General features: G+C 63.0%; 15 protein-coding genes. 14 read left to right on the top strand and 1 reads right to left on the bottom strand.

The genetic code is table 11. The features are described from left to right. Positions 1-303 precede the first annotated feature (303 nt). The gene (locus VMA09_03785; GenBank protein HUA32697.1) at positions 304-981 is read left to right on the top strand and encodes a hypothetical protein; all 678 of its coding nucleotides are present in this window, start codon (positions 304-306) and stop codon (positions 979-981) included. Here VMA09_03785 and VMA09_03780 read toward each other — a convergent pair. Continuing rightward, positions 973-1,425 (bottom strand): hypothetical protein, encoded by a 453-nt coding sequence (locus VMA09_03780; protein ID HUA32696.1) that lies wholly within the window; start codon positions 1,423-1,425, stop codon positions 973-975. The two genes, VMA09_03785 and VMA09_03780, sit on opposite strands and share 9 nt — an antisense overlap. A gap of 99 nt (positions 1,426-1,524) precedes the next feature. Here VMA09_03780 and VMA09_03775 point away from each other — a divergent pair, with 99 nt between their 5' ends. The 13 genes from VMA09_03775 (at position 1,525) to VMA09_03715 (ending at position 13,241) form a co-directional block, all read left to right on the top strand. Then, on the top strand, positions 1,525-2,799 hold the full coding sequence (locus tag VMA09_03775; protein ID HUA32695.1) for a kelch repeat-containing protein: 1,275 nt from the start codon (positions 1,525-1,527) through the stop codon (positions 2,797-2,799). A 5-nt stretch (positions 2,800-2,804) separates the two neighbouring features. Further along, entirely contained in the window at positions 2,805-4,097 is a 1,293-nt protein-coding gene (locus tag VMA09_03770) for an ACS family MFS transporter (protein HUA32694.1), read from the top strand. Between the two features lie 7 nt (positions 4,098-4,104). Continuing rightward, on the top strand, positions 4,105-5,694 hold the full coding sequence (locus VMA09_03765) for a TlpA disulfide reductase family protein (GenBank protein ID HUA32693.1): 1,590 nt from the start codon (positions 4,105-4,107) through the stop codon (positions 5,692-5,694). Beyond that, positions 5,691-6,212 (top strand): UGSC family (seleno)protein, encoded by a 522-nt coding sequence (locus VMA09_03760; GenBank protein ID HUA32692.1) that lies wholly within the window; start codon positions 5,691-5,693, stop codon positions 6,210-6,212. Before VMA09_03765 ends, VMA09_03760 begins: the two co-directional genes overlap by 4 nt. Before the next feature lie 96 nt (positions 6,213-6,308). After that, positions 6,309-7,400: a lipopolysaccharide heptosyltransferase II gene (gene waaF, locus VMA09_03755; GenBank protein HUA32691.1), complete on the top strand. Its 1,092-nt coding sequence runs from the start codon at positions 6,309-6,311 to the stop codon at positions 7,398-7,400. An 86-nt stretch (positions 7,401-7,486) separates the two neighbouring features. Next, positions 7,487-8,503 (top strand): UDP-3-O-(3-hydroxymyristoyl)glucosamine N-acyltransferase, encoded by a 1,017-nt coding sequence (lpxD, locus tag VMA09_03750; GenBank protein ID HUA32690.1) that lies wholly within the window; start codon positions 7,487-7,489, stop codon positions 8,501-8,503. 24 nt (positions 8,504-8,527) lie between these two features. Next, positions 8,528-8,728: a hypothetical protein gene (locus VMA09_03745; protein ID HUA32689.1), complete on the top strand. Its 201-nt coding sequence runs from the start codon at positions 8,528-8,530 to the stop codon at positions 8,726-8,728. A 3-nt stretch (positions 8,729-8,731) separates the two neighbouring features. After that, positions 8,732-9,124, top strand: coding sequence for a fluoride efflux transporter CrcB (gene crcB / locus VMA09_03740; protein ID HUA32688.1), 393 nt, complete (start codon positions 8,732-8,734; stop codon positions 9,122-9,124). A gap of 2 nt (positions 9,125-9,126) precedes the next feature. Beyond that, positions 9,127-9,468 (top strand): DUF190 domain-containing protein, encoded by a 342-nt coding sequence (locus VMA09_03735; GenBank protein HUA32687.1) that lies wholly within the window; start codon positions 9,127-9,129, stop codon positions 9,466-9,468. A gap of 29 nt (positions 9,469-9,497) precedes the next feature. Beyond that, a complete protein-coding gene (locus tag VMA09_03730) occupies positions 9,498-9,899 on the top strand; it encodes a RidA family protein (GenBank protein ID HUA32686.1) in 402 nt (133 codons plus the stop codon). An 11-nt stretch (positions 9,900-9,910) separates the two neighbouring features. Then, entirely contained in the window at positions 9,911-11,098 is a 1,188-nt protein-coding gene (locus tag VMA09_03725) for a cytochrome P450 (GenBank protein ID HUA32685.1), read from the top strand. 51 nt (positions 11,099-11,149) lie between these two features. Continuing rightward, positions 11,150-11,953, top strand: a complete 804-nt coding sequence (locus VMA09_03720) for a class I SAM-dependent methyltransferase (protein HUA32684.1) — start codon at positions 11,150-11,152, stop codon at positions 11,951-11,953. A gap of 31 nt (positions 11,954-11,984) precedes the next feature. After that, complete coding sequence (locus tag VMA09_03715; GenBank protein HUA32683.1) at positions 11,985-13,241, top strand: aminotransferase class III-fold pyridoxal phosphate-dependent enzyme; 1,257 nt, start codon at positions 11,985-11,987, stop codon at positions 13,239-13,241. The last annotated feature ends 1 nt before the right edge of the window (position 13,242 follow it).

Below are 13,242 nucleotides of genomic sequence, written 5' to 3'. Positions count from 1 at the left end.
GGTTCAATTCCGGCGGCACTCCTCAAAGACGGAACGATTTGTCGAACGAAGGGTGATCCTCCTCAATGCGAGCCACTCGGAAAAATTCCGGAAGGCATACTTGACGAGTGCAGAGACCGATACTGCACCCTCGATGGACTTTTCGACTTTAATGCTGACGGTAAGCTGGATGTATTTCTCGAGTGGTGGCCCGAGTTAAAGGATAGCAGTTGCGCGGACCGGGAAAAGACCAACACCAACGACGGCTGCGACTTCATATCTCTCTACGTGCTGAAACGTAATCCTGACGGCTATCAACCTTTCATGAAGCTGAGTTCTCCGACGATGGGATATGCGCCTCACGCCTGGTTTCTGATCGAGTCGCCGCGGAAGGTGGTCGTGATGACTCGCTGCGGTGGTTCTTTCGGCCGATGCCTCGTCTATCTGGACGCGCACAATAGCTCGCTAACGCCGATCACTGACCTCGCGAAGGCGAGCTACTACATCGAGGGCAACCAAATTCCGCATGGTGTCTCCTTCGAGGACATCGACAAGGACGGAACCGCGGAGATTTTCGTCGAGGCGCGCGGTCGCGATCGCACGGCCTCGCAGGGCGCGGCGCTATTTCGATGGAACGGCCACGGTTATCAGCTCTGGTGGCCAAACTGGAAATCTCCGCCGTACGTCATTTACGCGCAGATCGTGGGCGTCCCAGCTGATGATCACAAAGAGATTGTCGCAGTAGTCGATCCTCACGGCGAATCGACCGCACGCCGGCTTGAGGTATGGAAACTCGTCAATGGCGCGTGGACGGTCGCCGCAAAGAAACCGGTGCCGAGCGTGGATGAGTCCGCCTTCACAGGTTATCCGAAGTTGGGGAAAATACGTGCTCGCAGCCGGGAGATCGAAATTCCTTTGACCAATACAGAAGGACTCGCCTCTTGGTATGACTACGTCGATGGCAGGATCTCAAGGGTCCATCAGTCGACCACTTCACGCTGACTTGTGTTTCAGCAGCGGGCGGGCGCGGATCCAGAAGTAGATCAGGATCGCGAATACGATCGGCGCTTCGATCGCGGTGATCTTCACGTGTATCGCCTGGTCAGGCACTCGCACGTTGCGCACGAAGAAGATCACGTGGCCGAAGACGACTTGCGCGAAATAGAGCAGGCCCAGCAGCAGCGCCCACCGACGGCGCATCAGGATGCCGATGCCGAAGGCCAAAAAAATCGCGGCCTGGATCGCCATCGTGATGCGGGCTGCTTGCCCGTATTGCTTCACGCCCAGGAAAACGTCCTGGAACGGATTCGCCGCCGAGCCGTGATCGAACGCCACGCGGAATAGCAGCATCGCGCCCCAGGCCACGCAGATCCCGGCGAAGATCTTCAGGTCGCGCGGCCATTGGCGGCGCTGGGCGGGAATTGCCATCGGCGGCGACGCTAACATCGCGCAGCGCTCGCGTCGATACGAATCCGGGCCCGATTTCGCCAGTTGACGCTTGTATGTGCGGGCGGCTATAGCCCGCGCTGAGGCGGTTCGATCAGCATGGCGATTCCACGTTTGCGTTGCGAGATTACGAAGCTGGTTTTGTGCGCGATCGCGCTTGCGATCGCGGGATGCGGTGCGGGCGGCGGCGTCGCCGAAGCGCCGGTTTATATCAACAGTCCGACTGGCCAGCGCGTCGAGGCACTCCAGATGTCAACGGCGCGCGCCGACGCCGCCGCGATCGCATTGCGCGACGGGCGCGTGCTGATTTGTGGCGGCACTGCGACCGGTACAGTCGGCGGCGTGCTCTCGAGCGCCGAAATTTACGATCCCGCGACCCAAACGCTGATGCCGACCGGCGGCATGAGCGTGCCGCGCATGGGGCATACGATCACGATACTCAACGATGGCCGCGTGCTGGTCACCGGCGGTCAGCGCAACATCGGCTATCGCACCGCGCTCGCGAGCGCTGAGATTTACGATCCGTCGAGCGGCACCTTCACCCCGACCGCCTCGATGTCGAAGCCGCGCGAGGGCCACACCGCGACGCTGCTGCGCGATGGCCGCGTGCTGATCGCGGGTGGCAGCACCAACGGCATCACAACTTCGGACTCAGCTGAAATTTACGATCCGGTTTCGAGCACGTTCCAGCCCGCCAGCCACCTGACCGTCCCGCGCGAGGCGCACGTCGCGGTGCTGCTGCTGAGCGGCCAGGTGCTGATCGCGGGCGGCGGCCGCGGCGGAATGCCGGGCGGCTATATTTCATATGACACCGCCGAGATGTTCGATCCCAATAGCAGCACGTTTCGCCCGATCAACTCGCACATGACCAGCGATCGCGTCGGTCCGGCCGCAGTGCTGCTACAGGACGGCCGCGCGCTTATCGTCGGCGGCAAGAGCGGCAAAGTCCTGACCGGCGGATTCTTCGGCGGCACGCGCAATATCGCATCGTTCGCGCCGCTCAACACGACTGACTTTTACGATCCTGAGTCGCACAGTTTTCACAAAGGACCGGGGATGAAGGCGCCGCATTACCTCGGCACAGCGACGATGCTCACCGACGGTTCAGTGATTGTGATTGGTGGTTATCGCCAGCAAGGTCCGACCGTGGTCGGGATGTACGACGCCGACCTCTACGATCGCAACCTGGGAATCTTCGTCCACGTCGCGCCGACGCACGTCGCGCGCCTCGAGGAAACTTCGACGCTGCTGCCCAATGGCAAAGTGCTGGTCGCCGGCGGAATCGACGCCAACAGCAATATCAGCGCGTCGATCGAGTTCTACGTTCCGACCCGCCGCATCTTCCAGCTCGAACCCGAAGGGCCGACAGAATAATTCGGATGGCGAGTTCGCCGGGGATCGCTACGATCGAAACTGGCGCGAGCGCCTGGCCCCGCCGCTACACCGTCGTCCTGCTGTTCGCGCTCGGCACCGCGCTCTGCTACGTCGACCGCGTCAATATCTCGATCGCGATCATCCCGCTCGCGCGCGACAAGGGTTACGACGCCGAGGCCAAAGGCCTCGTGCTGTCGTCGTTCTTCTGGGGCTACCTGTGGCTGCAGATGCTCGGCGGATGGCTCGCCGATCGTTTCGGCGGCAAGCGCGTGCTGGCGGCCGGAGTGGCAACGTGGTCGCTCGCGACGTTCTTCACGCCGCTCGCGGCGTCGGCCTCGTTCGGCGCTCTGCTGGCGATGCGCGCGATGCTCGGCGCGGGCGAGGCGCTGAACTTTCCGGCAGTACACAGTATCGCGGCGCGCTGGACGATCGCATCCGAGCGCGCGCGGGCGATCTCGTTTCACTTCAGCGGCGTCGCATTCGGCACGATGATCGCGCTGCTTATCAGTCCCGCGATCATCCTTGCGATCGGCTGGCCGGCGGTCTTTTACATTTCCGGCGTACTCGGGATCGTCTGGCTGGTGGCGTGGCAGATCAAAGCTGCCGACGGTCCCGAAAAATGTGCTGGCGTATCGCGCCATGAAATGGCGGCGATCGCGGCGGGCCGGCCCGAGGCTCCTCTGGCAGAACAGATCCCGTGGGGCGCGATCCTGCGCGAGAAAGCGGTGTGGGCGATCGTGATCGCGCACCTCTGCAACAACTTCGGCTTCTACATAATCCTGCTCTGGCTGCCGAGTTACCTCGCGCACAATTTCCAGGTCCCGATGGCGCGGCTCGGCGCGCTCTCGGTGATCCCGTATGCCGCCACATTTGTAATGCAGAATGCTTCGGGATGGATCGCTGACAACCTTCATCGCCGCGGCATCGGGCTCACTGCGGTGCGCAAGTGGATGCAGGCGACGGCGTTCACGCTCGGCGCAATCCCGCTGATCGCATTGCCGGCAGCGCATTCCGCGGCGATGGCGGTTGCACTTGTCACATTGTCAATCGGCGGCGGCGGTCTCGGCGCGGGCGCGTTCGCGGTGAATCATCTTGATGTCGCGCCGCGCTACGCCGGAATCTTGATGGGACTGTCGAACACGTTCGCAACGATCCCGGGAATCGTCGGCGTCGCCGCGACCGGCTTCATCCTGCAAAAGACCGACTCGTTCGCCGCGGCGTTCTATCTCACCGCCGCGATTTACCTCATCGGCGTCGTGTGTTACGTCGCAATGGGAAGCGGTGAACGCAAAATCTGAAAGCTCGATGCCCGCGACACTTCCGTCGTTCGCACTCGGCGACGGCGCGCGCGAGCGCAAATTTCCCAGCGGACGGATCGCCCTGCTCTGCTTCGTCAAGGAAGATTGCCCGACCTGCGGCCTCACGATGCCGCTGATCGAGGCGGCGCATCGCGCATTCTCGGATGGTATCGACGTGTGGGCGATCGGGCAGGATCGCGAGGGCAACGCCAAGCTCGTCGAGCGGCATCATCTCACGACACCGATGCTCGATGACTCGGCGCTCAAAATATCGTTCGCCTACGATCTCGACACGGTACCGACGATCATTCTCGCCGACGCAAACGGCGCCGAGCTGCGCCGCTTCGTCGGGTTCGGTCGCGAGGACTGGCGTAACCTGATGAATGAAGCGGCGCGCCGGACTGGCAAGCCGCCGCCTGCGCTCGACTGGAATTCGTATCCCGAGCTGCGGCCGGGATGCGGCTCGAAGTCCGTCGATCCCGAAATCGCCGAGCGGCTCGAGGCCGAGGCGCGCGGCGAACGGATGGTCGCGCGGCGTATCGAGCTCGGCGACCACGAAGATGTCTTCGAGTTCATGTTCGAGCGCGGCCTCACCGACGGCTTGCCGGCCGTGCCGCCGACGCCCGAGCGCGTAGCCAGAATGCTCACCGGAACGATGCGCGATCCGCGCGAGGTGATCGCGACGGTGCCACCAAATCTGGCGCCGCTGACGATCGAAAAAGTCGCGATCAATGCCGTGATGGCCGGATGCCGGCCCGAGTATCTGCCGGTCGTCAACGCGGTGCTCGAAGCGGTCTGCACCGACGAGTTCAATATCCACGGCATCATGTCCACGACGTGGGGCGCGACGCCAGTGATTGTCGTCAACGGTCCGATTCGTCGCCGCCTCGGCATGAACATGGGCATGATGGCGCTCGGCTACGGTAATCGCGCCAACGCCACAATCGGCCGCGCGGTTAAGCTCGCGCTGCGCAACGTCGGCGGCGCGAAGCCCGGCGACATCGAGCGCTCGACGCTCGGCGCGATTGGCAAGTTCACAACTTGTTTCGCCGAATGGGAAGAGCGCAGCCCTTTCGAGCCGCTTCATGTCGAGCGCGGCTTCGGCAAGGACGAAAATGTCGTGACGGTGTTCGGACTCGAAGCGGGCTCGCGGCAGATCGCCGATCAAACGTCGCGCACGGCGCGCGCGCTCGTCGGCAGCCTGGGCCTTGGCCTCGAGGCATGCTGGCATCCGAAGCAGCATGGCTCGGGCGAGGTGCTGCTCATCATCTGCCCCGAGCATGCCGACACGATTGCGCGTGACAAATGGACCAAGGGTCAGATTCGCGCGCGCATCCAGGAGATCACGTCGCGGCCGCTGCGCGAGTTGATCCCCGACGACGAGAGCGGCGAAGGAGTTCCGCTCAAGGCGCTGGGCCTCACGAATCCGACGCCCGAACAGCTCGAACAAAAAATTCCGAAGTTCCGCCGGCCCGAGAATATAAATATGATCGTCGCGGGCGGCGAGGCCGGTAAGTTCTCCGCTATCTTCGCGGGCTGGGTTTCCGGCCCGATGGGCTCATCCAGCGTGAGCCGGCGCATCGAGGAGGTGCCATGAAGCAGGTCATTCTTGATCCCACCGACGAGCGCGTGCCGATTCGCCGCACGCTCACGCCGCGGTCCGGCGAAATTCGCGGCCGCGTTGCGATCCTCGACATTTCCAAGCCGCGTGGCGACGTGCTGATCGAGCGTCTTGCCGATCATCTCATCGATCGGCTACCCGGCGTCGAAGTGAAGCGCTATCGCAAACCCACGTTCACCAAGCCGGCGCCCGACGAGTTGCGCCGCCGCATCGCGGAGGAAAGCGACTTCGTTATCGAAGCGCTAGCCGATTGAGGGTCATGCACAACGTGCAGTGTGCACGATTCAGTATGGTTCGAAAATAATCGCAAGCCCGCGGTGATGATCGCGTCGAATACTTTTGTCGACGCCGCAGAAAAACAGGCCGCTGCGCTCGGCCTCCCCGAGCTGCATCGCGTCTTCGTGCCGCATCCGATCCAAGACGCGACTGACGACGAGATGCGCGCCAAAGCCGACGCGATCGTCGATCAGGTTATCGACGCGCTGAAGAGATAGCGCGCGCTTCGATCCGGCAACTGTTTGCGATGCGTGTGGGTGTCATTCTACCCGCGCGTGCGATGCTATCATTGCCTTGTCGTGGATCCCGCCGGAATGACAAGTACCTTCGCGCAGAGCGCCCCTCATCTTAGCGCGTTGCGTGCGCTCGAATCGGCGCCACGCCGGGTCATCGTCAAGGAAGTCAACTGGCTGGGCGACCTCGTGATGAGCCTGCCGGCGTTGCGCGCGATTCGCCGCGAATTTTCCCAAGCTCATCTCGCGGTGCTCGTGAAAAAGGAGCTTGCGAGCTTCTTCGACGGCGCATCGTGGATTGATGAAGTAATTCCATACGTCGTTCGAGGCGGACTGGCCGGCATTTTCGATCGGCGTCGAACCGTCGGCGAGGTTCGATCGCGGAGCTTCGATCTGGCCATCCTGTTTCCACGCAGCTTCGAGTCCGCGTTCTGGATGACGATGGCGCGCGTGCCACGGCGCGCCGGGTTTGTCGCCGATGCGCGGGGAGCGATGCTCACGCATCGCGCGGTCGCGCCGCCCGCGGCGATGGCCAAGCACCAGGTTCACTACTGGCTATCCATGATTCACGAAACGCTCGGCATCAGCGGAGACGCTGGCGACTACGCGGTCGATGTTCACGAAGCCAATCGCGATCGCATGCGCGAATGGCTCGGGGCGCATCGCAAAGCGCCGCGCTCACGTCTCATCGCGATCGCACCCGCGGCAGCATACGGTCCGGCCAAGGAATGGCCGGCGGAGAACTACGGCGCTCTAATCGATCTGCTCGCGGAGCGCTACGACGCTGACTGCGTTCTCGTTGGCGCACCGTCAGAACGTGCGCGCTGCGAGGACGTAGTGCGCGCGTCACGTATCGACGCGGCAGTCGCGGCCGGCGAGACGACGATCGGCGAGCTGATCGCGATGCTCTCGCTCAGCGACGCCTTCATCGGCAACGACTCGGGATGCATGCATCTGGCGGGCGCGCTCGGAATTCCCACCGTCGCGATCTTCGGCTCGACCAATCCCGATCGCACGGGGCCGCTCGGTCCGAGGACGCGCGTGATCTATCATCGCCTCGAATGCAGCCCCTGTCTCGCGCGCACCTGCCGCTTCGGTCATTACAACTGCCTGCGCCAGGTCGTTCCCGGCGAAGTCGCCGACGCTTTGCTCGCTCTGAACAAACCCGCCTGAAGCGTTTCGCGCGGAGTGCCGCGTCTAATATCCTGATGAACGTGCCCGCGCTTTATCGCGGGAGGAAACTATCACTCGGTGATCAGATGAAACTCAGTGAACTCGCATCACGACTGAACCTCGCGTTGCGCGGCGACGGCGCGATCGAAATCTTCACGCCCGCGCCGGTCGAGGCCGCCGGCCCCGGCACGATCATCTTCGTCGCAGCGCCGAAGTACGCATCCGCGTTGCAATCGAAAGTGTCGGCCGCAATCACGACCGCCGAACTCGCCGCCGATGCGAAATGCGCGACGCTGATCAGCAAAAATCCCTACGCGGACTTTTCGCGCGTGCTGGAAATTTTCTTTCCGCCGTATCGGCCTGCGCCCGGAATCGATCCAACCGCGAAGATCGCGCCTGATGCCAAGCTCGGCGAGAATGCTTCGGTCGGCGCCTATGCTGTGATCGGCGCGGGTGTGCGAATCGGCCGCGACGCCGTCATTCATCCGCATGCGACGATCTATCCGAATGTCACCGCGGGCGACAATTTTACCTGCCACAGCCACGCGTCGATCCGCGAAGGCACGACGATCGGCAATCGCGTCACGATCATGAACAACGCCGTCATCGGCGCCGACGGTTTCGGCTACGTCGAGGCGGACGGCGGCCTCGTGAAGATTCCGCAGGTCGGCACCGTGCTGATCGAGGACGATGTCGAGATCGGCGCCAACACCACCGTCGATCGGGCGATGATCGGCGTGACGATCCTGCATCGCGGGGTGAAGACCGACGACCAGGTGCATATCGGCCACAATTGCGAGATCGGCGAGTATTCGCGCTTCAGCGCGTTTGCTGGAGTGTCCGGCTCGGTGCGGGTCGGCAAGTGGACGCAGTGGGGCGGGCAGACCGGCAGCGCCGACCATATAAAGATTGGTGATCGCGCGATGATCGGGGCGCAGGCCGGCGTTCACAACGACATCGAAGAAGGCGCGGTGGTACTCGGCAGTCCCGCGATTGACGTGCGCAAGGCGCGGCGCTACATGGCAATCCTGCCGCGACTCCCGGAGCTGTTCCGGCGCCTGCGCGTGATCGAACGGCATGTAGGAATAGAAAGCCGAGAGTAGAAATCAGACCGCAGTATGACCAAGATGCACAAATCACTCGTTGTTGCGGCCTTCGCCGCGATCGGCCTCGGATGCAGCGGATGTCCGGCGCTGATGATACCCGGCCTCGCCTATCAGGGTTACAAGTATGAAGAGAAGGGCACGCCAGAAGCGCAATCGACCCAGCCCGACAACAATCAGAAGAAATCGTCGCAGCAGCAGGTTCCTGACAGTAGCATCGAGTGAACAATGCTCTCCTACCTGTTAATTGCGATTGGCGGCGCAATCGGCTCGATGGCGCGCTTCGGCTTTAGCGGTTTGGTAGCGCGCGCGACTGGCGCGACCTTTCCCTACGGCACAATGTTCGTGAACGTTACCGGCGCCGCCATCATCGGATTTTTCGCGACCCTGACCGGCCCCGATGGACGCGTGCTCGCCTCGGCATATACGCGCCAGTTCGTAATGGTCGGAATCTGCGGCGGTTACACGACTTTCTCCAGTTTCTCTCTCGAGACGCTGAATCTGATCAACGATGGTCAATGGCTGGCGGCCGGCACCAACGTGTTAATGTCGGTGATGCTATGCATGATCGCGGTGTGGGCGGGCTACGTTGCCGCGTCGGCGCTTAGCCAGGGGGCATGACGATGCAGCCACTCGAAGACGCGGTATTACTCAGAATTCATATCGGCGAAGCGGAGCGCAGCGGCAGCAGGCCGCTCTACGAGGCGATCGTGCTCAAGGCGCGCGAATTGAAACTCGCCGGCGCGACGGTGCTGCGCGGTCCGATGGGCTACGGCGCCAATAGCCAGATTCATTCGGCAAAAATTCTGCGCCTCTCGACCGACTTGCCGATCGTGATCGAGATCGCCGACTCGCCGCAAAAGATCAACGCGTTTCTGCCGGTGCTCGACTCGATGATGGGTTCGGGCCTCGTCACCCTCGAAAAGGTGCAGGTCCTGCACTACGGCCACAACAAAAAATCGTGACGCGGCCGCGCGCCTCGACGGAGACCAAGATGGAAAAGAAGCACATCAATCCTGATACCCTGATGGCGCCGCGCGGCTACACCCACGTCGTCAGCGTCGATGCTCCCGGCCGCATCGTGTATATTTCGGGCCAGGTCGCGTTCGGCAAAGATGGCAAGCTGGTTGGCGCGGGCGACCTCGGCGCGCAGACTCGCCAGGTGGTGACTAACCTAAAGGCGGCTCTGGAAGCCGCCGGCGCGACACCCGCCGATATCGTCAAGCTCAACACTTATATCGTCAACTACAAGCCGGCCGATTACCCGGGCTTTGCGGCGGCGCGCAACGAGCTCGCCGCGGGCGGAAGTCCGCCGGCCTCGACCATGGTCGGAGTCAGCGCGCTCGCCGTTGACGGATTGTTAATCGAGATGGAAGCGATCGCGATCGTCAAGTAATCGCGACTTCGATGGCGGATTTCTTTCCCGACGACGCCGATCCCACGCTGCCGGGACATCCCGATCCTTATCCGTATTTTCACGCGCTGCGCGAGCACGATCCCGTACATTTCAGTCCCGTCATGAACGGCTGGGTGCTGACGCGTTACGCGGATGCGATCGCCTACCTGCGCGACCATCGCTTCAGCCGCGCAAAGCTCCTTGATGCAATGCGCGCACAGTTCGGCGACGGCCCGATCCTGCGCCTGCAGAGTGGCGAGCTTGCGTTCCTCGATCCGCCGCGGCATACCGCCCTCAAGAACGTGCTCGGCAAGCTGCTCGCGCCGCAGGTTATCGAGCCAATGCGTGCCGAAGTCGAATCCCTCGTCGCGCGGCTGCTGGATCACCTCGCCGGCGCGCATCGCATGGATGTGATCGCCGATTTCGCATACGAACTGCCTGCCGAAACGATGTGCACGATGCTCGCGGTGCCGCAGCCGGATCGTATCCGGATGCGCGAGTACGTCGAAGGCGTCGTGCTTGCGCGCGGCGTTGTACGCACGCCGGAGATGATCGCGGCGGGCGATCGGGCTGCGCGCGAATTCGTCGAATACCTGGACGGCCTCGTTCGCGATCGCCGCGCGCATCCAGGTAACGACTTCCTGAGCGCCCTGCTCGAAACCAACCGAGTCTCCGACGATGAAGCCGCAACGATCGCCGAGCAGATGTTCACTGCCGGTCATGCGACGACGCGCAACCTGATCGGCAATGCTGTACTAGCGCTGCTGCGGAATTCCGCGCAACTCGCGCGGCTGCGCGAGAATCCGGCTCTGATCGAGGGAACGATCGAAGAGACGCTCCGTTACGATCCGCCGACGCAGGCGCCTTCGCCGCAGATCGCGCTTGAGGATGTCGAGGTTGGCGGGCGCACGATTCGAGCGGGCGAGCGCGTCTCGGTGCTGCTCGGCGCCGCCAATCGCGATCCTGCGCGATTTGCCGAGCCCGATCACTTCGATATCACGCGCGCCGACAACGAGCATCTGAGCTTCAGCCACGGAATTCACTTCTGCGTAGGCTCGGCGGTCGCGCGTCTTGAAGCGCAGATCGCGGTCGGAGCGCTGGTGGAGCGAATGCCGTCGTTGCGGCTGGCGACCAACGAATTCAAATGGCACAAGATGGGCCGCTTCCGCGGCCTTGTCGCGCTCCCCGTCGAATTCTGATCCTGCCCTCTCGATGTTGACTTGATCGCGACACTTTGGTGACCTTCGCCGATGGACACCTTCGGACCATCCACTTACGGCGACAAAGTCGCAGACGTTTACGACAGTCTCACATTTCGCGTGACGCAATTTACCGATGCCTGCGTCGAGTTTCTCGCCGGTCACGCAGGCAGGCGGCGCGTGCTCGAATTGGGCATCGGGACGGGCAGAATCGCGCTGCCGCTCGCGGCGCGGGGGTTGAAGGTCCATGGTATAGACGCGTCAGAGAAGATGGTCGCGCGCCTGCGCGAAAAACCCGGCGGCGCTGACATCCCGGTTGAGATTGGCGATTTCGCCGATGTCAAAGTCGGCGGCAAATTCTCCCTCATTTATGTCGCGTTCAACCCTTTCTTCGCACTGCTCACACAAGATCGGCAGGTGCGATGCATGGAAAGGGTGGCGCGTCATCTTAGCGACGATGGCGTTTTCGTCCTCGAAGGCTTCGTGCCCGACCTCACGCGCTTTGATCGCGGGCAGCGCGTTGGCGCTCTCGAACTGTCAACCGATGACGTACGATTCGAGATTTCGACGCACGATGCCGCGCGGCAACACACGCGCTCGGTGCACGTGGCGTTGAGCGAACAGGGGGTGAAGCTTTATCCGATCGAAATTCGCTACGCCTGGCCCGCCGAGCTGGATTTAATGGCACGGCTCGCCGGGATGCGGCTGCGCGCGCGCTATGGCGGATGGAATCGCGAGCCGTTCGATGCGTCGTCGCAGTTCCATGTATCGCTCTACGAGCTTGTTCCGAAGCCTTCACCGCCCCAACCCGCGAAGAGGCGTTCATCGAAACGAGCTGCGCGGCGGCGCGCTTGACTGTGATCGCGATCATGCGGGCTAATGCGGCATGAGCACGATCGAGGAACGATTTCGCGCCGCCACCGCCAGGTCCGCGGCGCTCGCGGCACGCGCCGAGCGTGTGATGCCGGGCGGCGACACTCGCACGACGACGTTTCATCGGCCCTACCCGCTCACGATGCTGCGCGGCGAAGGTCCGTTCCTGTGGGACGCCGACGGCAATCGCTACGTCGATCTGATCGGCAACTACACGAGTCTCGTGCACGGCAACGCGTATCCGCCGATCGTCGAGGCGGTCACGAAGACGGTGCGCGGCGGAACGGCGTGGCCGGCGCGATCGGAAGCCGCGATTGAGCTCGCCGAGCTTCTGTGCTCGCGCGTCGAGTCGATCGAGCGCGTGCGGTTTTGCAATTCTGGCTCCGAGGCTGGGATGCTCGCAGCACAGCTCGCGCGCCGGCTCACTGGCCGGAAGCTCATCGTGATGGCGCGCTACGGCTACCACGGCTCTTACGACGACCTCGAGTTGGGACTGGCAGGCCATGACGGCGAGGAGACGCTGCTCGGCGAGTTTGGCGACGCATCGTCATTTGAGCGCGTGCTCGATGAGCGCGGCAAAGAGATTGCCGCGGTCTTCCTCGAGCCGGTGATGGGATCGGCGGGCGTGGTGACACCGCCGCCTGGATTCCTCGAGCGCGTTGCGAATGCGACGCGAAAAGCGGGCGCGCTATTCGTGATCGACGAAGTGATCACGCTCAGGCTCGATGAAGGCGGGGCGCAGAAGATGCTCGGCGTGCGCCCCGACATCACGATGATGGGCAAGATCATCGGCGGCGGATTTCCGGTCGGTGCGATCGGCGGCAGCGCGGAGATCATGAAGGCGTTCGACCCGAGCCAGCGGGGCGCAATGTTCCATTCCGGTACCTTCAACGGAAATCCGGTGACATGCGCCGCGGGTGCGGTATCCGTGCGCGAACTGACGCAGGCGCGAATCGACAAAATGGACGCGCAGGCGAAGCGGCTGGCGGCCGAGCTCGCTCGCATCGCGCGCGATCTGGAACTGGCGTTTTCGGTGCGCCAGTGCGGGTCGCTGACGAATATCTTCTTCACGCGCGAGCCGCCGCCCGCCACGATCGCGCGCGAGGATAGCCGCGCGATCGCGAACTTTCACCTGGCGGCGCTCAATCACGGATTGTTCTTTGCCGCACGCGGCTTGATTGCGCTCTCGACCGTGATCAGCGACGAGCTGCTCAGCGAGATTTGCGAGCGCGCCGCCGATGCGATGGCCGACCTCGCAGGCGTGAGCTGAA

The sequence above is a fragment of the Candidatus Binataceae bacterium genome (genome assembly GCA_035508495.1).
GTDB lineage: Bacteria > Desulfobacterota > Binatia > Binatales > Binataceae > JASHPB01.
This window is presented reverse-complemented; position numbering and strand designations above follow the sequence as displayed.

Coding starts and splice junctions, on each gene's coding strand:
- VMA09_03785 (HUA32697.1), top strand. CDS start 304: ATGAAGCTGAGTTCTCCGACGATGGGATATGCGCCTCACGCCTGGTTT.
- VMA09_03780 (HUA32696.1), bottom strand. CDS start 1,425: ATGTTAGCGTCGCCGCCGATGGCAATTCCCGCCCAGCGCCGCCAATGG.
- VMA09_03775 (HUA32695.1), top strand. CDS start 1,525: ATGGCGATTCCACGTTTGCGTTGCGAGATTACGAAGCTGGTTTTGTGC.
- VMA09_03770 (HUA32694.1), top strand. CDS start 2,805: ATGGCGAGTTCGCCGGGGATCGCTACGATCGAAACTGGCGCGAGCGCC.
- VMA09_03765 (HUA32693.1), top strand. CDS start 4,105: ATGCCCGCGACACTTCCGTCGTTCGCACTCGGCGACGGCGCGCGCGAG.
- waaF (HUA32691.1), top strand. CDS start 6,309: ATGACAAGTACCTTCGCGCAGAGCGCCCCTCATCTTAGCGCGTTGCGT.
- lpxD (HUA32690.1), top strand. CDS start 7,487: ATGAAACTCAGTGAACTCGCATCACGACTGAACCTCGCGTTGCGCGGC.
- VMA09_03745 (HUA32689.1), top strand. CDS start 8,528: ATGCACAAATCACTCGTTGTTGCGGCCTTCGCCGCGATCGGCCTCGGA.
- crcB (HUA32688.1), top strand. CDS start 8,732: ATGCTCTCCTACCTGTTAATTGCGATTGGCGGCGCAATCGGCTCGATG.
- VMA09_03735 (HUA32687.1), top strand. CDS start 9,127: ATGCAGCCACTCGAAGACGCGGTATTACTCAGAATTCATATCGGCGAA.
- VMA09_03730 (HUA32686.1), top strand. CDS start 9,498: ATGGAAAAGAAGCACATCAATCCTGATACCCTGATGGCGCCGCGCGGC.
- VMA09_03725 (HUA32685.1), top strand. CDS start 9,911: ATGGCGGATTTCTTTCCCGACGACGCCGATCCCACGCTGCCGGGACAT.
- VMA09_03720 (HUA32684.1), top strand. CDS start 11,150: ATGGACACCTTCGGACCATCCACTTACGGCGACAAAGTCGCAGACGTT.
- VMA09_03715 (HUA32683.1), top strand. CDS start 11,985: ATGAGCACGATCGAGGAACGATTTCGCGCCGCCACCGCCAGGTCCGCG.